Genomic DNA, 20,337 nt, shown 5'->3' with positions numbered 1-20,337 from the left:
GCGTTTCCGATGCGCGCAGGGTGTCAAAAACGCGGATTCCCGAAACAAAGCCAACCATGAAAATATGGATTCCCGAAACAAACCCAGATTAGACAACCTTGAATTTTCAGATTCCCGAAACGAAGCCAGATTTCAAAACGGCCTTGAAATCGCAAAATCCCGAAACAAAGCCAGAAAATGAAATTGAATAACGAAAACAATATCTTAGGAAATAGCGCAGGCCGAATGATCAGCTATTCCGGCGCTCCGCCCAGATGCGCGAGCAGTTCGGTCACGTTGCTGACCTTGAATTTCTTCAAAAGTCGCGACCGGTAGAACTCGACTGTCCTCGGTGAAATGTCGATCTGGCGCGCAATCTCCTTGCTTGTCCGCCCGTTGCTCAATTGCGTGATGATCTGGCGTTCACGCACCGACAGCGACACATAGGGGCGGTGGCCGGAAAGGTCGGCGTAGCTGAGAATCGTCCGCCGCAGCGGGTCGTCCGGCGTCGGGCTGTGCGCCCTGACGCGGCACCAGAACAGGCTGCCGTCCTTGCGCGGCATGATCCGCTCATCGCTGTAGGGCTTGCCCTCGCGCAACGTCCTCAAACCGATATCGCGCATCTGCTCGAATTCCTCGTTCGAGGCATAGAGCATCCGGAAGGACTGGTCGATGAGTTCGCGCTTCTCGTAACCGAATATGGTTGCGAATGTGGTGTTGCAGGCGCGGATCATGCGGTCTTCGGTCAGCACAATGCCGACAGGCGCCAGTTCAAAGGCCATAGCGCTGAGGGTCTGAAAGCTGTCGGGTGCGTCCGAATTCATCACGTTTCGTAGTATCACGGTATTGCGGTCATCCGCCCTCGGCGGAAATATCCCTTTCTTTATAGCGACAAACGGGGAAAAACACATGGGAGTGGCGCAATCCGTCCGCGGTTCGTATCTCGACCTGATCGACGCCCGCCGCGACGAGCTCATTGCACTCACGCAGGACCTGATCCGGATACCCACCCTCAATCCGCCGGGGGAAGCCTATCTTGAAATCTGCGAATACCTTGCCGAAAGGCTGAAGAAGCGTGGTTTCGAGGTCCAGTTGCTGCGCGCCGAAGGCACGCCGGGCGACAGTGACCGCTATCCGCGCTGGAACGTCATCGCCCGTCGCGAGGGCGGCGTTCCGGGCAAGTGCGTGCATTTCAACTCCCACACGGATGTCGTCGAAACCGGAAAGGACTGGACGAAGGATCCTTTCGGCGGCGAACTCGAAGACGGAAAAATCTACGGACGCGGCGCCTGTGACATGAAGGGCGGGCTCGCCGCCTCGATTATCGCCGCGGAAGCCTTCATCGACGCGCGACCGGATTTCGCCGGCGCGATCGAGATTTCCGGAACGGCGGACGAAGAAACCGGCGGCTATGGCGGCGTCGCCTGGCTCGCCGAGCAGGGATATTTCGATCCGTCGCGCGTCCAGCACGTCATCATTCCCGAACCGCTCAACAAGGACCGTATCTGCCTTGGTCATCGCGGCGTGTGGTGGGCCGAGATCGAGACGAAGGGTCACATCGCCCACGGATCGATGCCGTTTCTCGGAGACTGCGCCGTGCGACACATGGGCGCCGTGCTTCAGGAGTTCGAAACCACGCTCTATCCGGCGCTCGCCAACAAGCACACCGCCATGCCGGTCGTGCCCGAAGGCGCGCGCCAGTCGACCATGAACATCAACTCCTTCCATGGCGGCCAGGCCGAACCGGAAGCCGATTTCACAGGATTTCCCTCCGCCTGCGTGCCGGATTCCTGCCGCATGGTCGTCGACCGGCGCTATCTGATCGAGGAAGACGCTGACGAAGTGCGCCAGGAGATCGTCGATATTCTCGACAAGCTCACGAGCGAACGCGACCGCTTTTCCTACGAATTGCGGGAACTGTGGCAGGTAAGCCCAACCATGACCGACGAGGACGCGCCGGTCGTGCGCTCTGTCTCGAAGTCGATCGAGCAGGTGCTCGCGCGCAAGCCGGAATACGTCGTCTCGCCCGGCACATATGACCAGAAGCATATTGACCGCATCGGACGGTTGAAGGACTGTATCGCCTATGGACCGGGTATTCTCGATCTCGCCCACCAGCCCGATGAATGGGTCGGCGTCGACGACATGATCGATTCGGCCAAGGTAATGGCGCTGTCTCTGGAGGATCTTCTCGGCGCTTGAAGTCGCAGGGCGGCCGCAGTAACAGTTTTCAATAAGCGATAAATAACAGGGAACTACAGGAGAACGGATTATGCAATCACACATCAGGACATTCGCCATCGCCGGAGTGCTGGCGGTTTCGACGGCGTTGACGCCGGCCGCATTCGCCGCCGACACGGAAGTCACGCTCGGCGCTCAGCTCGAGCCGCCGAATCTCGATCCGACAGGCGGCGCGGCTGCCGCTATTGACGAAGTCACCTACTCGAACGTGTTCGAGGGCCTGACCCGTTTCACCTCCGACGGCAGCGTCGTGCCGGGCCTCGCCGAATCCTGGGAAATCTCTGACGACGGCAAGGTCTACACCTTCAAGCTGCGCGAAGGCGTGAAGTTTCACGATGGATCCGACTTCACTGCCGAAGACGTCAAGTTCTCGCTCGATCGCATCAATGCGGAAGAATCCACAAACGCCCAGAAGGCGCTCTATGCGGACATCGAATCGGTCGAGGTCGTCGATCCTTCTACGGTCAAGGTTACACTTTCCAAGCCGAACGGCAGCATTCTCTTCAATCTCGCCTGGGGCGACGCGGTTATCGTCGCGCCGGAAACGGCCGCCACAAACGCCACCAACCCGGTTGGAACCGGCGCCTTCAAGTTCGACGACTGGGTCGAGGGCGACCATATCGACCTCGTGAAAAACCCGGATTACTGGGGTGAGCCGGCGAAGCTTGAAAAAGTCACCTTCAAGTTTATCTCGGACCCGAACGCAGCTTTTGCCGCGGTGATGGCGGGCGATGTCGATTCCTTCATGCCGTTCCCGGCGCCGGAAAACCTGGCGCAGTTCGAAGCCGATCCGCGCTTCAACGTGGTCGTCGGCTCGACGGAAGGCGAAACCATCCTCTCGACCAACAACAAGCAGCCGCCCTTCGACAATCCGAAAGTGCGTGAAGCCCTGGCCCACGCCATCGATCGCAGCGCCATCATCGATGGCGCAATGTTCGGCTACGGTACACCGATCGGCACCCACTTCGCCCCGCATAACCCGGCCTATGTCGATCTGACGTCGCAGTCGGACTACGATCCGGAAATGGCGAAGAAGCTGCTGGCCGAAGCCGGTTTCGCGGACGGCTTCACCACCACGCTGAAACTCCCGCCGCCCTCCTACGCCCGCCGCGGCGGCGAGATCATCGCCGCGCAGTTGCGCGATGTCGGCATCGAAACCGAGATCAGCAATCTGGAATGGGCGCAGTGGCTTGAACAGGTCTTCAAGGGCAAGGATTACGGCCTGACGATCGTCTCGCACACGGAGCCGATGGATATCGGCATCTATGCGCGTCCGGACTACTATTTCCAGTATGACAGCCCGGAATTCCAGAAGATCATGGAAGATCTCAACAACACGACCGATCCCGCAAAGCGGACCGAACTGCTGCAGGCGGCCCAGAAGAAGATCGCCGACGACTACGTCAACGGCTATCTCTTCCAGCTCGCCAACACCGGGGTCGTCAACGCCAAGCTGAAGGGCATCTGGCCGAACCGTCCGACCCAGGCGAACGACATGACGTCGGTCTACTGGGAAGACTGAGCCACACGCACCTGAACGGGGGCCCGAACGGGCTCCCGTCTTTTCTTTGTCCGATTTGAATTCATGCTCCCATTCCTGGCCAGACGCATCGGATCTCTCGCGCTCAGCCTGATCGCGGCCAGCATCGTCATTTTTCTGGTTATCGAGGTTGTCCCGGGCGACCCGGCGTCGTTCATGCTCGGCCTCAACGCTGCGCCCGACACAGTCGCCGCCCTGCGCGATAGCCTCGGCCTCGATGCGCCCGCCTTCGTCCGCTACTGGGAGTGGATCACCGGCATGTTCCGCGGCGAGTTCGGCACGAGCTACACTTACAAGGTGCCTGTCGGCAACCTGATCGCCGACCGTGTCTGGGTGTCGCTGCCGCTCACCATCTACGCTCTGACGCTGTCGACGCTCATCGCCTTTCCTGTCGGAGTGCTCGCCGCCGCCAGACGCAATTCGCCGACAGACGTGTCGATCATGGGCGTCACCCAGCTCGGCATCGCCGTGCCCAATTTCTGGTTCGCCATGCTGCTTCAGCTTGTTTTCGCGGGCATTCTGCGCTGGTTTTCCGCCGGCGGGTTTCCCGGCTGGGACGCCGGCTTCTGGGCAGGCATGAAGGCGATGACCCTGCCCGCCGTGGCGCTCGCGCTCCCTCAAGCCTCGATCCTTGCCCGCGTCATGCGTTCCTCGCTGCTCGACACGCTCGGCGAAGATTTCATCCGCACTGCGCGCGCCAAGGGTCTCAGCCGTCGCCAGGCGCTGTGGCGTCACGCCATCCGCAATGCGCTGATTCCGGTGCTCACCATCATTGGCCTGCAGTTTTCCTTCCTGCTCGCCGGCGCGATCATCATCGAACGGATCTTCTATTTTCCGGGCATGGGGAGCCTGATCTTCCAGGCGATCACCCAGCGCGACCTGATTGTCGTGAAAAGCGCTGTAATGCTGCTCGTCTTCGCCGTCATTCTCGTGACATTCCTGGTTGACGTGACCTACGCCATCGCCGATCCGAGGCTGAGGAGGGCGCGGTCATGAGCGACATGTCGCTTAACTCCCGGCCTGCGTCCGGCCTTCTTGGCTCGGCGCTGCGCTCGCCAAGCTTCATGATCGGCTTTCTCCTGACGCTGCTTTTCGTCCTTGCGGCCGTCATTTCCTTTTTCTGGGTTCCCTACGACGTCACGGTTCTCAACATTCCGAACAAGCTGAAAGCGCCGTCGCTGGAACACTGGTTCGGCACGGACATTTTCGGTCGTGACATCTTTTCCATGATCATGGTCGGCGCCCGCGTCTCGATTGCGGTTGCTCTCGTTGCTGTCGGCATCGGCATTGTCGCCGGCGTGCCGCTGGGGCTGCTGGCGGCCGCGCGCCACGGCAGCCTGCTCGACGAAGTGATCATGCGCGGCAACGACCTCGTCTTCGCCTTTCCGGCGCTGCTGATCGCCATCATGATCACGGCTGTCTTCGGACCCGGAGCGATCAACGCCATTATCGCCATCGGCATTTTCAATATTCCGGTTTTTGCCCGGCTTGCGCGCGGCGCCGCCCTGTCTCTTTGGACCCGCGATTACGTGCTGGCCGCCCGCGTCGCCGGCAAGGGCCAGGCGCGGATTTCCGCCGAACATATTCTGCCCAACATCCTCAACCTGCTGATCGTCCAGGGCACGATCCAGTTTTCACTGGGCATCCTTGCCGAAGCCGGTCTCGCCTTCGTTGGGCTTGGCACCCAGCCGCCGCTGCCGAGCTGGGGCCGCATGCTCGCCGAGCACCAGACGCTCTACGCGCTTGCGCCGCAGACCGTCATCTTTCCGGGTCTCGCAATTGTGCTCACCGTCCTCGGCCTCAACCTCATGGGCGACGGCCTGCGCGATATTTTCGACCCACGGCTGAGAAGGGCGCGCTGATGTCCCTGCTCGAAATCGAAAAGCTGAACCTCTCGATTTATGGATTGCCGATCCTGCGCGACGTCTCCCTCTTCCTGGAGGCCGGCAAGGTTCTGGGCATTGTCGGGGAATCCGGCTCGGGAAAATCGATGACGGCGATGAGCGTCATGCAGCTCCTGCCGGGCGGATCGGAATGGTCCGGCCATATCAGGCTGGACGGCAGATCGCTCAACGAATGCAGCGAGAAGGAGATGTGCCGGATCCGCGGCAACGATATCGGCATGGTGTTCCAGGAGCCGATGACGGCGCTCAATCCGGTGCAGACCATCGGCGACCAGGTGGCCGAGACAATCCTGATTCATACCGGAACCTCACGCCGGGACGCCATGGCGATCGCCAGGGAAGCGCTCAATCGCGTCGGTCTGCCGGAGGACCGTTTTCCGCTCGACCGCTACCCGCACAACCTGTCGGGCGGCCAGCGTCAGCGCGTCGTCATCGCCATGGCGATCGCCCTGAAGCCACGACTGCTCATCGCCGACGAACCGACGACGGCGCTCGACGTCACCACCCAGGCGCAGATCCTCACCCTGCTGAAGCGGCTGGTCGAGGAAGACGACATGGGTCTGGTGCTGATCACCCACGATCTCGCCGTTGTCGCCGACATGGCGGACGAGATCGCCATCATGAAAGACGGAGAGGTGGTGGAGCAGGGAAAGACCGTTCCGCTGTTCCGGCGAATGTCGCATCCCTACACGAAGGCGCTGTTCGAGGCGTCCGGACATGTGCCGGAGCGCAAGACGCACGAAATCGACGCGGCGAAACCGCCGGTCGTGCAGGTAGACGACGTCATCCGCGATTACGCGCTGCCGCGCACGTCGCTGTTTTCCGCGCCTGGCCGATTTCGGGCCGTTGACAACGTGTCGCTCAAAATTGCGCGGGGCGAGAATGTCGGCCTCGTCGGCGAAAGCGGTTGCGGCAAGTCGACGCTCACCCGCGCCATCCTGGCGCTCGATTCGATTCAGGGCGGCGAGATCCGTCTCAATGGCGATCTGTTCTCCTCATCGGGCGGCGGACCAAACATCAAAAGCCGGCGACAGGTGCAGGTCGTTTTCCAGGATCCTTACAGTTCCTTCAATCCGCGACATCGGGTGGACCGGCTGATCACCGAACCGTTCCATCTGCTCGACAATCCACCCACAGGCGCCGAGCGCCGCGAGCGGATTGTCAGCGCCTTGACCGATGTCGGCCTGCGGGCCTCGGACGCCGACAAATACATTCACGAATTTTCCGGCGGTCAGCGACAGCGGATCGCCATCGCCCGCGCGCTGATCATTGAACCGTCGCTGATCGTGCTCGACGAGGCGGTGTCGGCGCTCGATGTGTCAATCCGCGCGCAGATCCTCGACCTGCTTGCCGATCTGTCCGACCGGCTGGCCGTATCCTACCTGTTCATTTCTCATGATCTGTCGGTCGTGCGCGCAATCACCGACCGCGTGATGGTAATGAAGGCGGGAAGAATCGTCGAGGAAGGACCGACGGAAGACGTCTTCCTCAATCCGCAACACGCCTATACGAAGGAGCTTCTGGCTGCGACGCCGATTCTGGACGCGGCGTTGAGCGCCCGTGAGGCGCGCGAACACCGCAATTCTGAAAGATGATTGAAATGGAACGTCCCGACAATCCGGGCTTCAGCCCGGCAAAATGTTTCATCGGGGGTCACTGGATCGCTTCGGCGGACGGCGAGACCTTGCCGATCGAGAACCCGTCGACCGGCGAGACCATGGGCGAGATCGCCCGCGGCAAGGCGGCTGATGTTGACGCCGCCGTTGCAGCCGCCAGGACGGCGCTTGACGGCGAATGGGGCAGGCTTCCGGCGGCCGAGCGGGGCCGGGTGCTTGCCCGCATAGGCAAGCTGGTGCTGGACCATGTCGACATGCTTGCCGAGCTGGAAGCCGCCGATGTCGGAAAACCACTCACCCAGGCGCGCAACGATGCGATCGCGCTTGCACGCTACATGGAATTCTACAGCGGCGCCGCCGACAAGATCCATGGCGAGACCATTCCCTATCTCGACGGCTACACCGTCTACACGCTGCGCGAGCCGCATGGCGTCACCGGTCACATCGTTCCCTGGAACTATCCGATGCAGATCATCGGCCGGTCCGTCGGCGCCGCCCTGACCATGGGCAACGCCGCAGTATTGAAGCCGGCGGAGGAGGCTTGCCTGACCGCGATGGCCTTTGCCCGGATCGCCCGGGACGCCGGCCTGCCGGACGGAGCGCTCAATGTTGTGCCTGGTCTCGGCGAAGAGGCGGGCGCTGCGCTGACGGCCCATACCGGCGTCGATCATATTTCCTTCACCGGATCGGTCGCCGTCGGCAGGCTGGTTCAGGCGGCTGCGGCGCGAAACGTGGTTCCCGTCACGCTGGAGCTCGGCGGCAAATCGCCGCAGCTCGTTTTCGACGACGCCGATCTCGACAAGGCGCTGCCCTTCCTCGTCAACGCCGGAATCCAGAACGCCGGGCAGACATGCTCCGCCTCCTCGCGCATTCTCGCGCATCGTTCGGTCTACGATCAGGTCGTGGAGCGGATGGCGCAGCGCTACGAGAGTTTGAAAGTCGGGCCGGCCGCCTCCGATCTCGACGTCGGTCCGCTGATTTCCGCCAGGCAAAAGCAGATCGTCGACGGTTTCGTCGGTATCGCGGAAGAGAGCGGGCTGAATATTGTCGCCCGCGGTCGTATCGTCGATGATGCGCCGGGCAACGGGTATTACGTTGCGCCCGCTCTGGTCGAAGGCGTCGCGCCCGGTCACAGCCTTGCGCAGGACGAGATCTTCGGCCCCGTTCAGGTCATCATTCCTTTCGACAGCGAGGACGAGGCGGTCGCAATCGCCAACGGCACCGATTACGGTCTGGTCGCCGGCGTGTGGACGCGCGACGGCGCGCGACAGATGCGCATGGCGAAGGCCATCAGGTCCGGCCAGGTCTTCATCAACAACTACGGCGCCGGAGGCGGCGTCGAACTGCCGTTTGGCGGCGTCGGCCGATCCGGTCACGGACGCGAAAAGGGTTTCGAAGCCCTCTACGGTTTCTCGGTCCTCAAGACCGTCGCCGCCCATCACGGATAGAAACAAGGGGAGTGAAAAGCATGCGGCTTGAAGGAAAATCGGCCATCGTGACGGGAGGCGCGTCCGGATTCGGCGCCGGCATCGCGCGAAAATTCGTCAGTGAAGGCGCCCGGGTCATGATCGCCGACGTCAATGGCGAGGCGGCGGCGGCCCTCGCCGCTGAACTCGGCGACGCCGCCGTCGCGCAAGCCGTGGACGTGTCGAAAGGCGAAAGCGTTGAGGCGATGACGCAGGCGGCGCTGGACGCCTTTGGCGCGATCGACATCCTCATCAACAACGCCGGCGTCACGCATCTGCCAATGGCGATGGAAGACGTGTCGGAGGAGGATTTCGACAGGGTGCTGGCGGTCAACGTCAAGTCCGTTTACCTGACGGCGCGCAGCATCGTTCCGCACATGAAAAGCCGGAAGCAGGGCGCCATTATGAATGTCGCTTCCACCGCCGGCGTCAGTCCCCGGCCGCGGCTAAACTGGTACAACGCCTCCAAGGGCTGGATGATCACGGCGACGAAGACAATGGCTGTGGAGCTGGCGCCTCAGGGCATTCGCGTCAACGCGATTGCCCCGGTCGCGGGAGAGACCCCGTTGCTGAAGAGCTTCATGGGCGAGGACACGCCGGAGATGCGCGCGAAGTTTCTTTCAACGATACCGATCGGTCGCTTCTCGACGCCTGAGGATATGGGCAATGCGGCGTGTTTCCTGTGCTCGGACGAGGCCGGCATGGTGACGGGCGTGATCATGGAGGTCGATGGCGGCCGCTGCATATAGACCTGCTGACCTTCACACTTGACACCGGACCGTTTCGCTGGCTCCATTGAATTGGAGTAATTAAAATCTATGTCGATTCTAGCGACAGCAAAAATACTCCAGTCGTTGCTCCGTCTGTTGCCGGTCGTTCTCCACGACCGCGCGGCCGGACCGAAAAATGACGCAGGACCCTGCGTTGTGTCAGTCAAGTATCGTTTCCTGGGAGGAAATCGATGGCAAGCATATCAATGACGGTGAACGGGCGGACAGTCAGCGGCGAAGCCGAGGACAGAACGCTTCTCGTCGAATTTCTTCGTTCCAATCTCGCGCTCACCGGCACCCATGTCGGTTGCGACACGTCGCAATGCGGCGCTTGCGTTGTGCATGTGGACGGCAAGGCCGTCAAGTCGTGCACAATGTTGGCGGCTCAGGCGTCCGGTTCGTCGGTCACCACGATCGAAGGCCTTGCGAATGGCGACGTGCTGCACCCGGTGCAGAAAGCCTTTCACGAGAATCATGGCCTGCAATGCGGCTTCTGCACGCCGGGCATGATCATGGCTGCGGTCGACATGATCGAACGTCATGGCGGCGATCTCGACGAAGCGACGGTTCGCTCGGAACTCGAAGGCAATATCTGCCGGTGCACGGGCTACCACAATATCGTCAAGTCGATCCTCGCTGCAGCCGCTGAAATCGGCGGCGCCAGGCAGGCTGCCGAATAACCGGACAATTACGGGAGTCCGCTCGCCTCCGTAACGTCCGGTTGGTCACCGGCGCGGCAGCGTGGAATCCGGACTCTGCACTGGAGCGTCATGCTCCGGATTTGGGAGGAGAAGTTCCATGGGAGTTGCAGAAGGAATTGGCGCCCGCGTTGCGCGCAAGGAAGACAGGCGCTTCATCACGGGCAAAGGTCGCTATACCGACGACATGAATGTCGTTGGCATGAAACACGCGATTTTCGTGCGCAGCCCGCACGCCCACGCCAGGATCAAGGGCATCGACAAAAGCGAGGCGCTGGCGGTTGAGGGCGTGATCGACGTCCTCGATGGCGATCAGCTTGCGGCCGACGGCATCGGCAATCTGATCTGCGGCTGGATGATCCATTCCCGCGACGGCTCTCCCATGAAAATGGGCGACTGGCGTCCGCTGGCTGGAGATACGGTGCGCTATGTCGGCGAGGCGGTCGTGATCGTCGTCGCCGAAACCAAGGCGATCGCGCGGGAAGCGGCCGAAAAGGTCGTGATCGACTACGAGGAGCTGGACGCGGTCACCGATCTCGTGACGGCCGTCGAGCCCGGCGCGCCGCAAATCCATCCTGTGGCGGAAAACAATCTGGTCTTCGACTGGACGATCGGCGACGAGACCGCGGTGGAAGAAGCGATTTCGGACGCGGCCCATATCGTCGAACTGGAAGTCTCGAACAACCGGCTGATCCCCAACGCCATGGAGCCGCGGGCGACCCTCGGGCATTATGATCCGGGCGAGGATCACTATACCTGCTGGACGACGTCGCAGAACCCGCATGTGGCGCGGCTCGTCATGAGCGCCTTCTACAACGTCGCGCCGGAAAACAAGCTGCGCGTCATTGCGCCCGATGTCGGCGGAGGCTTCGGCTCCAAGATCTTCATCTATCCGGAAGAGATCGTCTGCCTGTGGGCTTCAAAGCGCACCGGCGTACCGGTCAAATGGGTGGCGGACAGGACTGAGTCCTTCATGACGGACGCCCATGGCCGCGATCATTTGTCGACTATCAAGATCGCCCTCGACGCGAACAAGAAGATTACCGCCTTCAAGATCGACACGCTCGCCAACCTCGGCGCCTACATGTCGCTGTTTTCGTCGTCGGTGCCGACCTATCTCTACGCGACGCTGCTTTCCGGCCAGTATGACATTCCGAACATCTTCGCGAATGTCCGCACGGTCTATACAAACACCACCCCCGTCGACGCCTATCGCGGCGCGGGGAGGCCTGAAGCCTCCTACCTGGTGGAACGCGCCATGGAGACGGCGGCGCGGCAGCTCGACATGGATCCGGCGGAACTGCGCCGCATCAACTTCGTGAAGACATTCCCGCATGAAACGCCGGTCATCATGACCTATGATGCGGGCGATTTCGAAGCGTCGCTGGACGTCGCCATGGAAGCCGCGGATTACGCCGGTTTCCCGGCCCGCAAGGCGGAGGCCGAAGCTCGCGGCAAGCTGCGCGGCATCGGCTTCAACTGCTATATCGAGGCCTGCGGCATCGCGCCGTCGAAGGCCGTCGGTTCGCTTGGCGCCGGCGTCGGGCTATGGGAATCAGCCGAAGTGCGGGTCAACGCCGTCGGCACTATTGAGGTACTGACGGGATCGCACAGCCACGGCCAGGGTCACGAGACCACCTTCGCGCAGCTCGTCGCGGAACGCCTCGGGGTCGGCCTGGATTCAATCTCCATCGTTCACGGCGACACCGACAAGGTGCAGATGGGCATGGGAACCTACGGCTCCCGCTCGGGCGCTGTCGGCATGTCGGCGATCGCCGGCGCGCTCGACAAGGTCGAGGCCAAGGCCAAGAAGGTCGCCGCCCACCTGCTCGAGGCCGATGAAAGCGACATCGTCATCGAAAACGGCGAGGTCAAGGTCGCCGGCACCGACAAGAAGCTTGCATGGCACGAAGTTTCGCTTGCCTGCTACACTGCGCACAATCTGCCGGACGGCATGGAGCCGGGGCTGAAGGAGACGTCGTTCTACGATCCGTCCAACTTCACCTTCCCGGCCGGCTGCTATATTTGTGAGGTCGAAGTGGATCCGGACACCGGAACCACGCAGATCATACAGTTCGTGGCGGCCGACGATTTCGGCAACATCATCAATCCGATGATCGTCGAGGGCCAGGTTCATGGCGGCGTCGCGCAGGGAATTGGCCAGGCGATGCTCGAAGGGTGCGCCTACGATCCGGAGTCAGGACAATTGCTGACGGCCAGCTACATGGACTACGCCATGCCGCGCGCCCATGACCTGCCGTCCTTCAACGTCTTGACAACGACGACGCCTTGCCCCTCCAATCCACTCGGGATCAAGGGGTGCGGCGAAGCAGGCGCCATCGGTTCGCCGGGAGCGCTCATCAATGCGATCACGGATGCGATCGGCAACAATGATCTTTCCATGCCGGCGACGCCCCAGAATGTCTGGGCCGCTCTGAACGCGAAATAGGAATTCGAGGAAAGGGTACTCACATGTATGCGACCAATTATCACCGGGCTTCCTCGCTTTCGGAGGCCGAACAGATGCTGGCGGCGGCCGAGGAAGGAAAACTGCTTTCCGGCGGGCAGACGCTCATTCCGACGATGAAACAGCGGCTTGCCGCGCCAACAGACGTCGTCGATCTGCGTCACGTCGCCGAACTCAAGGGCATTTCCGTCAGCGGCGGCGTCGTGAAAATCGGCGCCGGAACGACCCATGCGGAAGTCGCTGGTTCTGCCGATATCCAGAGCGCCTGCCCGGCGCTCGCGGGCCTTGCCTCTCATATTGGCGATCCACATGTACGCCATATGGGGACGATCGGCGGATCGATCGCCAACAACGATCCCGCCGCCGATTATCCGTCAGCCATGCTTGCGCTGAACGCAACCATCCACACCAACAAGCGGGAAATTGCGGCCGACGACTTCTTTGTCGGCATGTTTGAGACGGCTCTTGGCGACGATGAAATCGTCACCGCTGTGTCTTTCGAGGCGCCGGACAGCGCCGCCTATCAGAAGTTCCCGAACCCGGCGTCGCGGTACGCCATGGCCGGGGTGTTCGTGGCGAAAAAGGGCGGAACGGTGCGCGTCGGCGTCACCGGCGCCGGATCGGACGGCGTCTATCGCGCGTCCGACATGGAGCAGGCGCTTTCAGGCAGTTTCTCTCCCGATGCGCTCGACGGCGTCAGCGTCGATCCGGGCGGCATGCTGTCGGATATCCACGGCACCGCCGAATATCGCGCCCACCTCGTCAAGGTAATGGCGAAACGCGCGGTCGCCGCGGCCTGACCCGACGCGACCATCAATTGAAAACGGCCCGGTTGCAATGAGCAGCCGGGCCGTTGTTGTTAAACTGTGTTTGGGAAATTTACTGAATCACGACGACCTTGGCGCTTTTGCCTGGTTTAACCCGGGAATAAAGATCGATGATGTCCTGGTTCATCAGGCGGATGCAGCCGGACGAGGCGGCCGTTCCGATCGATTTCCATTCGGGCGTGCCGTGCAGCCGGTAGAGCGTGTCCTTGCCATTGTTGTCGAACAGGTAAAGCGCGCGAGCGCCCAGAGGGTTGCCAAGACCCGGCGCCTGGCCGCCATCGGCGTATTTCTTGAGCCGCGGATCGCGGGCGATCATTTCCTTCGGCGGATGCCAGCGCGGCCAAGGCTGCTTCCAGGACACATAGGCCTCGCCTTCCCAGGCGAATCCGGCGCGCCCGACGCCAATTCCGTAGCGCATCGCCTTGTTGCCCGGCATGACATAGTAGAGGTGCCGGCTGCGGGTATCCACGATGATTGTTCCAGGCTTTTCCTTTGTCCGATAGGTGACAACCTGCCGGTGAAACTGTGTTGGAACCCTGTCAATGGGAACAGCCGGTATGGTGTAGCCGCCATCCTTCACGGCGCCGTATTCACTCGTGAATACCTGTTCCGTGAATTGCGGCCCGCTTGTCGTGCACCCAGCCAATGCAGTTAAGCCGGCCAGACCCAGAAAAGCGAGAGCTCCTCTTCTATCTATCAAAGTCACACACGTCCCCTATTGCGATCGCTTCGAACAAACTCTGCGATATTCATGGTTTATTTGTATAAATCCCGGATTGGCAAGTGCTTCCTTGTCCAGATAAATCAAAAAACTGTCATTCTCCTTGCCAGTATGTCTTTCCTACAACTGTCCGCTGGCGGTTCCCATCAGGCGGATGGAGCGGTATTATGGAACGAAACCGCAACAAACGAGTCGTATCTCCGTTTTCGACAATGCCGATCGTATCGCCCCATCCGGAACCCACGCTTGTAGACGGCCGCCAGTCCGAGCGGGCTTTGCTCGTGCGACGCGGCGTTCAGAAGCTGTTGCGCGACATGCAGCACGCCATGTTGCCGGAGCTCGGCCTCGCGAGCGGCAGGCGGGCGGATCTCGTCTCCCTATCCGCCAAGGGAGAAATCTGGATCGTCGAAATCAAATCGTCGATTGAGGATTTTCGGGTCGACTCCAAATGGCCTGATTATCGGCTGCATTGCGATCGTCTGTTTTTCGCCACACATCCGGGCGTGCCGCTGGAAATCTTTCCGGATGATTGCGGGATGATCCTGTCGGACGGCTACGGCGCCGAGATCATGCGCGACGCCCCGGAACACCGTCTGCCGCCGGCCAGCCGCAAGGCGCTTACGCTGCGGTTCGCCCGTGCGAGCGCCGACAGGCTGCTTTATGCCGAACAACTTGCCTATCAGCAGGCTGCGGATGACGGGATAATTTAACTCGGAAACTTCAGCGCGGCGCGCGCTTTGCAAGAATACGCTGCAAGGTCCGGCGGTGCATGTTGAGCCGCCTTGCCGTCTCCGACACGTTACGATCGCACATTTCATAGACACGCTGAATATGTTCCCAGCGTACCCGATCCGCTGACATCGGATTTTCCGGCGGCTCGACCTTCTCTCCCGGCTTGCAGGTCAGGGCCGCGAAGACATCGTCTGCGTCGGCGGGTTTCGACAGATAGTCGATCGCGCCGAGTTTTACCGCATTCACGGCGGTCGCGATATTGCCGTAGCCGGTCAGCATTACGATTCGCGTATCCTCGCGAACCTTGCGGAGCGCCTCGATCAGTTCAAGACCGTTTCCGTCCTCGAGCCGCAGGTCGATAACTGCATATTGCGGCGGTTTGCTCCGGATCGCCGCACGTCCTTCTGCGATTGATTCGGCAAGGGTTACTTCGAATCCGCGGCTTTCCATGGCCCTGCCGAGACGGCGGACGAATGGCCCGTCGTCATCGACAAGCAAAAGCGACCGGTCCTCGCCGAGAATCTCGACTGCTTCGCTCTCTGGCGCCATACTCATCAGATCGTTTCCTGTATCGTTGATTGCTACATAAGGCCCTGAAACAAAAAAGCCAATAGTGTCGCACCCCGTCCGGCGATCAGACTTCCGCGTCAGCCACCATCGCTTTTCTCGGCCATGTAATCGTCACCTGCGCGCCACCGCCCGCGGCATTGGAAAAGGCCAGCGTCGCACCCGAGCGCTCAAGCAGGGTTTTTGCGATAAACAGTCCGAGGCCCATGCCTCCGGCGCTTGAATTCGCGTTGCGCGACCGTCTGGTGACATAGGGGTCGCCGATGCGCGTCAGCACCTCGGGAGTAAATCCCGGGCCGTCATCGGTGATTGTGACGCGGACGCGATTCTTGTCGGAGCGCGTTTCGACGCGCACGACAGAACCGGCGAAGTCGACGGCGTTCTCCACCAGATTGCCGAGACCATGAACAATGCCGGCGTTGCGCCTGCCGACCGGCTCGCCGCCATCGTCGAAACTGTGCTCGACCTGGATCTCCACGCCGAACTCTCGGTGTGGCGCGATCACCTCCTCAATCAGCGACGTGAGTGGAAGATTTCGCAGATGCGCCTCGCCCGAACTGGAGAGCGTGGTGAGCCGGCGAATGATGTCGCGGCAGCGTTCGCTCTGGCTTTTCAGAAGATGCACGTCCTCGCCATAGCGTTCATCACCGCCGAGCGCCTTTTCCATTTCACGCGCAATGATGGTGATCGTGGCGAGAGGCGACCCGAGTTCATGGGCTGCTGCGGCCGCCAGACCGTCGAGCGCGGAGAGGTGTTGTTCACGTTGCAGGGCGAATTCCGTGGCGGCGAGCGCCTGCGCAAGTTCCTGGCCTTCAGCCGAAACGCGATAGGCGTAGAAGGCGGCGAAGGCCGATGTCGACACGATGGCGATCCAGGAGCCGACAAGCAGAACTGGCGGAAACTTGAACACAGCGCCTTCATGCCAGGGCAATGGCCAATGGTAGAAGGCGATCACGGTGACAGCGGCGGCCGCCACGCAGCCGACGATTACGATATATCGCACCGGTAGCGACGCAGACGCGATAATCACCGGAACGCATATGAGAAGGGAAAACGGATTGTCGAGACCGCCGGTCATATAGAGCAGACCCGCCAGTTGGAGCGTGTCGAGGCTGAGGATCAGCGTCGAGGTCGCCGGTTCCAGCCGATGGGTGGTCGTATAGCAAACCCTCAAAACCACGTTGAAGACGGCAAGCAACGCGATCAGGGCGAAACAGGCGGCGACCGGGACATCGAATCCAAGGCCGTACGCGACTCCCAGGACGGTTACGCTTTGGCCAATGATGGCGAGCACGCGCAGCCGGATCAGTGTCTGGATGCGGAGCCTGCCGGAATCGCGCGCCGCGTCGATATAGGTCGAATATTCCATAGCCATGAAACTGATCTAACCTGCCGAAATCATAAGTCTACCGTCTTTTGTTCTGTTTGGCGCGGCTTGTCGGCTCGGCGGCGCCGGGATCCTCCGGCCAGTGATGTTTTGGATAGCGTCCGCGCATGTCGGCGCGGACGTCCCGCCACGAGCCGGTCCAGAAACCGGGCAGATCGCGGGTGGTCTGGATCGGCCTGTGGGCCGGCGACAGCAATTCAAGAACCAGCGGCGCGGAACCACCGGCGATGGCTGGATGGCTTTTCAGCCCGAACAGTTCCTGCACGCGCACGGAGAGCGCTGGCGCGTCGCCGGAATAGTCGACGGGCAGCCGGGAACCCGCCGGCGTGGTGAAATGCGTTGGGGCAAGTCGGTCTATCTGCGCCAGAAGGGAAGGATCGACCAGCGAGCGAAGACCGTGCGTCAGGGCGGAGACGTCGATCTCCCGGATGGACGTCACGTTCGGCTGGAAGGGTTCAAACCACCTGTCCATGGTATTTTCAAGCGTGTCGTCCGAAAGGTCCGGCCATTCATCGTCCAGCGTTCGACGCAGCCATCCGATCCTGGCGCGAAAGTGCTGGCATTCCTGGCTCCAGGGGAGCGTGTTCAGTCCCACCTTGCGAATGCCTTCCGCAAGAGCGTGCGACGCTTCGGCGCCGGCCTTGACGGGCAATGCGACCTCGCCCAGGAGGAGCCGGCCGAGACGCCTGGCGCGTCGGGCCCGGACAGCGCCGCTGTCTGCGTCAAACCGGAATTCCTCGCTTTCCTCAATGCGGGAGGCGATATCGGTCAGGTCGATCCGCGCCGCCGACAGGATGCGTTGCGAAGCGGTTTGCCCTGTGAGATCGGTCACCACCAGCAATTCTTCGTTCGATAGCGGATCGCTCTCCTCAAGGAAGGCGCCGCGGCCATTGGCGAGGCTGTAGAAGCAGCGCCCATGGTCGCTGCCGCGCCGCATCGCCACCCGGTCGGGATACCCCGCGAGCAACAGGGGACCTGCCGCGATTTGTTCGTCCTTCTCTGCGCCGCCGGCCTTGACGGCGATGCGCTGTGCCAGCGAACGGGCGGATTTCGCCCGCGGGCTGCTGTCGCTGCGGAAACGGGAGAGACGGTGCTCCAGATCCGTCGCGTTGCCCCCAAGCCCCTGCTCGCCTTCAAGTACGGCCAGTTGCGCGGCGGTGGCCGCTGCGCCTGTCTCCGCAGCCGCGATCACGATTGCCGCGAGGCGCGCCGGCAGGCCGAGACGCCGCATCGTCTCGCCTTTTGGCGTAATTGCAAAGCTGTGATCGATCGCGCCCAGCGAGACCAGCAGCTTGCGCGCCTCGGCAATTGCCGCCGTCGGCGGCGGATCGATCAGGGCGAGGCTCGACGGATCGGTCACGCCCCAGGAGGCGCAGTCGAGTACCAAGCCGCTCAGGTCGCTCGCGAGGATCGCCGGCGGCGTAAAGGCGATCATGGAATCCGTCTGTTCGCGACGCCACAACCGGATCGCTGTGCCCGGCGCGGTCCGTCCGGCGCGGCCGGCGCGCTGGTCTGCCGAGGCGCGCGACACCCGAACGGTATCCAGCCGGGTGATTCCCGTGGCTGCTTCATAAACCGGCTGGCGCTGCAGTCCGCTATCGATGACGATCCTCACGCCTTCGATGGTGATTGACGTTTCGGCGATTGACGTAGCGAGAACGACCTTCCGCCGCCCGGGTTCGGCCGGCCGGATTGCGGCGTCCTGTTCGGCGCCCGAAAGGTTGCCGAAGAGCGGCGCGATCACGGCGTCGCCCGGCAGATCCTTCTCCAGCGCTTCGGCCGTTCGCCTGATTTCGGCCTGTCCCGGCAGAAAGGCGAGTATGGAGCCTTCTTCCGTATCGAGCGTCCGGTGGATGATGCGCGCCATAAAAGCTGCGATATCAATCCCGGAAGGGCGCTCCTCATAACGCAGATCGACCGGGAAACTTCTCCCTGCGCTTTCGATTGCCGGCGCATCGCCGAGCAGGGCGGAGACGCGCGCGACGTCGAGCGTCGCCGACATGACGAGAATCCTCAGATCCTCGCGCAACGCCGATTGCACGTCGAGCGCCAGCGCCAGTCCGAAATCGGCGTCCAGCGACCTCTCGTGAAATTCGTCGAATATGACAAGAGAGACGCCGGGCAGATCGGGATCGTCCAGTAGCATGCGGGTGAAGACGCCTTCCGTCACCACCTCGATGCGTGTGTCGCCGGATACCCGTGTATCAAGCCGGGTCCTGTAGCCGACGGTTTGGCCGGCCTTTTCGCCGAGAAGACGCGCCATCTGCCGGGCGCTGGCTCTCGTCGCCAGTCTTCGCGGCTCAAGCATGATGATTCGTCCCTGCATCGCCCACGGTTCGTCGAGCAGATGCAGCGGGACCAGCGTTGTCTTGCCAGCGCCCGGCGGCGCGGCAAGCACGACATTTTGCGACCTCGCCATCGCCGACAGAAGGTCGGGCAGGACGGCGCTGACAGGAAGTCTGGGAAGCTCGGGTTTCATGGTCTGCCGGTTTCGATAGTGGCTTCCCTGTCTATCAGCAGCGGGCGGCTGGCGGCAATCCGCCCATCCTGTTCAATCGGCGCTCGCTATCCCGATGCAGGTGGTCTACATAGGGCAGGACAGGTTCACACTGGATTGACGGAGCAGGATATGGGCGACACCGTCCGCAAGACACTGGTGCTGACGGGCGCGAGCCGCGGAATTGGACATGCGACGGTCAAGCGGTTTTCACGCGATGGCTGGCGGGTGATCACCTGTTCCAGGCAGTCCTTTGCCGAGAACTGCCCATGGCCGGCCGGTCCGGAGGATCATATCAAGATCGATCTCTCCGACCCGGAGGACGTCGGCAGCGCAGTCGCCGAAATCCGCCATCGCCTGGAAACGGAGGGCGGACGGCTGGACGCGCTGGTCAACAACGCCGGCATCTCTCCCAAGACAGATGACGGCAAGCGTATGAACTCGCTGGAAACGCCCATGCATGTGTGGCGCGATGTCTTCCAGGTCAATTTCTTTGCGCCCATCATGCTTGCGCGCGGCCTGTTCAGGGAACTGGAAACAGCGAAAGGTTCGGTCGTCAACGTCACCTCAATCGTCGGCTCTCGCGTGCACCCCTTCGCCGGCACCGCCTATGCGACGTCAAAGGCGGCGCTTGCCTCTCTGACGCGCGAAATGGCGGCGGATTTCGGACCGCACGGCATTCGCGTCAACGCCATTGCGCCCGGTGAAATCGAAACGGCGATCCTGTCGCCCGGAACCGACAAGATCGTCGAGAACATTCCGCTGCGCAGGCTTGGGACGACGGCCGAAGTGGCAGAGACGATCTTCTTCCTGTGCAGCAGCGCGTCATCCTACGTGACGGGCAGCGAGATCCATATCAATGGCGGCCAGCACGTCTAGTGGAGCAGATTTGACATTTGAGCCCCGCAAGAGGCGAACTCGTTTT

General features: G+C 61.7%; 17 protein-coding genes. 12 read left to right on the top strand and 5 right to left on the bottom strand.

Annotated elements, in window-relative coordinates; all coding sequences use genetic code 11:
- Positions 1–233 precede the first annotated feature (233 nt).
- Positions 234–803 (bottom strand): LuxR C-terminal-related transcriptional regulator, encoded by a 570-nt coding sequence (locus tag K1W69_RS12710; RefSeq protein ID WP_258571016.1) that lies wholly within the window; start codon positions 801–803, stop codon positions 234–236.
- Between the two features lie 85 nt (positions 804–888).
- On the opposite strand from K1W69_RS12710, the gene K1W69_RS12705 reads away from it, so the two are divergent.
- The 10 genes from K1W69_RS12705 (at position 889) to K1W69_RS12660 (ending at position 13,481) form a co-directional block, all read left to right on the top strand.
- A complete protein-coding gene (locus K1W69_RS12705; protein ID WP_220228712.1) occupies positions 889–2,181 on the top strand; it encodes an acetylornithine deacetylase/succinyl-diaminopimelate desuccinylase family protein in 1,293 nt (430 codons plus the stop codon).
- Between the two features lie 70 nt (positions 2,182–2,251).
- The gene (locus K1W69_RS12700; protein WP_220228711.1) at positions 2,252–3,742 is read left to right on the top strand and encodes an ABC transporter substrate-binding protein; all 1,491 of its coding nucleotides are present in this window, start codon (positions 2,252–2,254) and stop codon (positions 3,740–3,742) included.
- Positions 3,743–3,805: 63 nt separating this feature from the next.
- On the top strand, positions 3,806–4,756 hold the full coding sequence (locus K1W69_RS12695; RefSeq protein ID WP_220228710.1) for an ABC transporter permease: 951 nt from the start codon (positions 3,806–3,808) through the stop codon (positions 4,754–4,756).
- A complete protein-coding gene (locus K1W69_RS12690; protein ID WP_220228709.1) occupies positions 4,753–5,622 on the top strand; it encodes an ABC transporter permease in 870 nt (289 codons plus the stop codon). The genes K1W69_RS12695 and K1W69_RS12690 overlap by 4 nt, the downstream gene beginning before the upstream one ends.
- Entirely contained in the window at positions 5,622–7,259 is a 1,638-nt protein-coding gene (locus K1W69_RS12685; protein ID WP_220228708.1) for an ABC transporter ATP-binding protein, read from the top strand. Before K1W69_RS12690 ends, K1W69_RS12685 begins: the two co-directional genes overlap by 1 nt.
- A 5-nt stretch (positions 7,260–7,264) precedes the next feature.
- Complete coding sequence (locus K1W69_RS12680; RefSeq protein ID WP_220228707.1) at positions 7,265–8,728, top strand: aldehyde dehydrogenase family protein; 1,464 nt, start codon at positions 7,265–7,267, stop codon at positions 8,726–8,728.
- Positions 8,729–8,748: 20 nt separating this feature from the next.
- A complete protein-coding gene (locus K1W69_RS12675) occupies positions 8,749–9,495 on the top strand; it encodes an SDR family oxidoreductase (RefSeq protein ID WP_220228706.1) in 747 nt (248 codons plus the stop codon).
- A 212-nt stretch (positions 9,496–9,707) separates the two neighbouring features.
- Positions 9,708–10,196 carry a (2Fe-2S)-binding protein gene (locus K1W69_RS12670; protein ID WP_220228705.1) on the top strand — a complete coding sequence of 163 codons (489 nt, stop codon included), beginning with the start codon at positions 9,708–9,710 and terminating at the stop codon, positions 10,194–10,196.
- Between the two features lie 118 nt (positions 10,197–10,314).
- Positions 10,315–12,663, top strand: a complete 2,349-nt coding sequence (locus K1W69_RS12665) for a xanthine dehydrogenase family protein molybdopterin-binding subunit (RefSeq protein WP_220228704.1) — start codon at positions 10,315–10,317, stop codon at positions 12,661–12,663.
- Between the two features lie 23 nt (positions 12,664–12,686).
- Positions 12,687–13,481: an FAD binding domain-containing protein gene (locus tag K1W69_RS12660; RefSeq protein WP_220228703.1), complete on the top strand. Its 795-nt coding sequence runs from the start codon at positions 12,687–12,689 to the stop codon at positions 13,479–13,481.
- A gap of 79 nt (positions 13,482–13,560) precedes the next feature.
- On the opposite strand, the gene K1W69_RS12655 is transcribed toward K1W69_RS12660, so the two are convergent.
- Positions 13,561–14,205: a L,D-transpeptidase gene (locus K1W69_RS12655; protein WP_370688259.1), complete on the bottom strand. Its 645-nt coding sequence runs from the start codon at positions 14,203–14,205 to the stop codon at positions 13,561–13,563.
- Positions 14,206–14,441: 236 nt separating this feature from the next.
- On the opposite strand from K1W69_RS12655, the gene K1W69_RS12650 reads away from it, so the two are divergent.
- Positions 14,442–14,939 carry an MmcB family DNA repair protein gene (locus tag K1W69_RS12650; RefSeq protein WP_220229325.1) on the top strand — a complete coding sequence of 166 codons (498 nt, stop codon included), beginning with the start codon at positions 14,442–14,444 and terminating at the stop codon, positions 14,937–14,939.
- A gap of 10 nt (positions 14,940–14,949) precedes the next feature.
- Here the strand turns inward: K1W69_RS12650 and K1W69_RS12645 are convergent, their stop codons facing one another.
- From K1W69_RS12645 to hrpB, 3 genes are all read right to left on the bottom strand, one after another.
- The gene (locus tag K1W69_RS12645; protein WP_220229324.1) at positions 14,950–15,510 is read right to left on the bottom strand and encodes an ActR/PrrA/RegA family redox response regulator transcription factor; all 561 of its coding nucleotides are present in this window, start codon (positions 15,508–15,510) and stop codon (positions 14,950–14,952) included.
- Between the two features lie 85 nt (positions 15,511–15,595).
- Positions 15,596–16,897 (bottom strand): ActS/PrrB/RegB family redox-sensitive histidine kinase, encoded by a 1,302-nt coding sequence (locus K1W69_RS12640; protein WP_220229323.1) that lies wholly within the window; start codon positions 16,895–16,897, stop codon positions 15,596–15,598.
- A 37-nt stretch (positions 16,898–16,934) separates the two neighbouring features.
- Positions 16,935–19,394: an ATP-dependent helicase HrpB gene (hrpB, locus tag K1W69_RS12635; RefSeq protein WP_220228701.1), complete on the bottom strand. Its 2,460-nt coding sequence runs from the start codon at positions 19,392–19,394 to the stop codon at positions 16,935–16,937.
- Positions 19,395–19,544: 150 nt separating this feature from the next.
- Here hrpB and K1W69_RS12630 point away from each other — a divergent pair, with 150 nt between their 5' ends.
- On the top strand, positions 19,545–20,291 hold the full coding sequence (locus K1W69_RS12630) for an SDR family NAD(P)-dependent oxidoreductase (protein WP_220228700.1): 747 nt from the start codon (positions 19,545–19,547) through the stop codon (positions 20,289–20,291).
- Positions 20,292–20,337: the final 46 nt, after the last annotated feature.

The organism is Flavimaribacter sediminis (genome assembly GCF_019492055.1).
GTDB lineage: Bacteria > Pseudomonadota > Alphaproteobacteria > Rhizobiales > Rhizobiaceae > Flavimaribacter > Flavimaribacter sediminis.
Note: the sequence above shows the minus strand (reverse complement) of the source record. Positions and strands in the feature narration are given on the sequence as shown.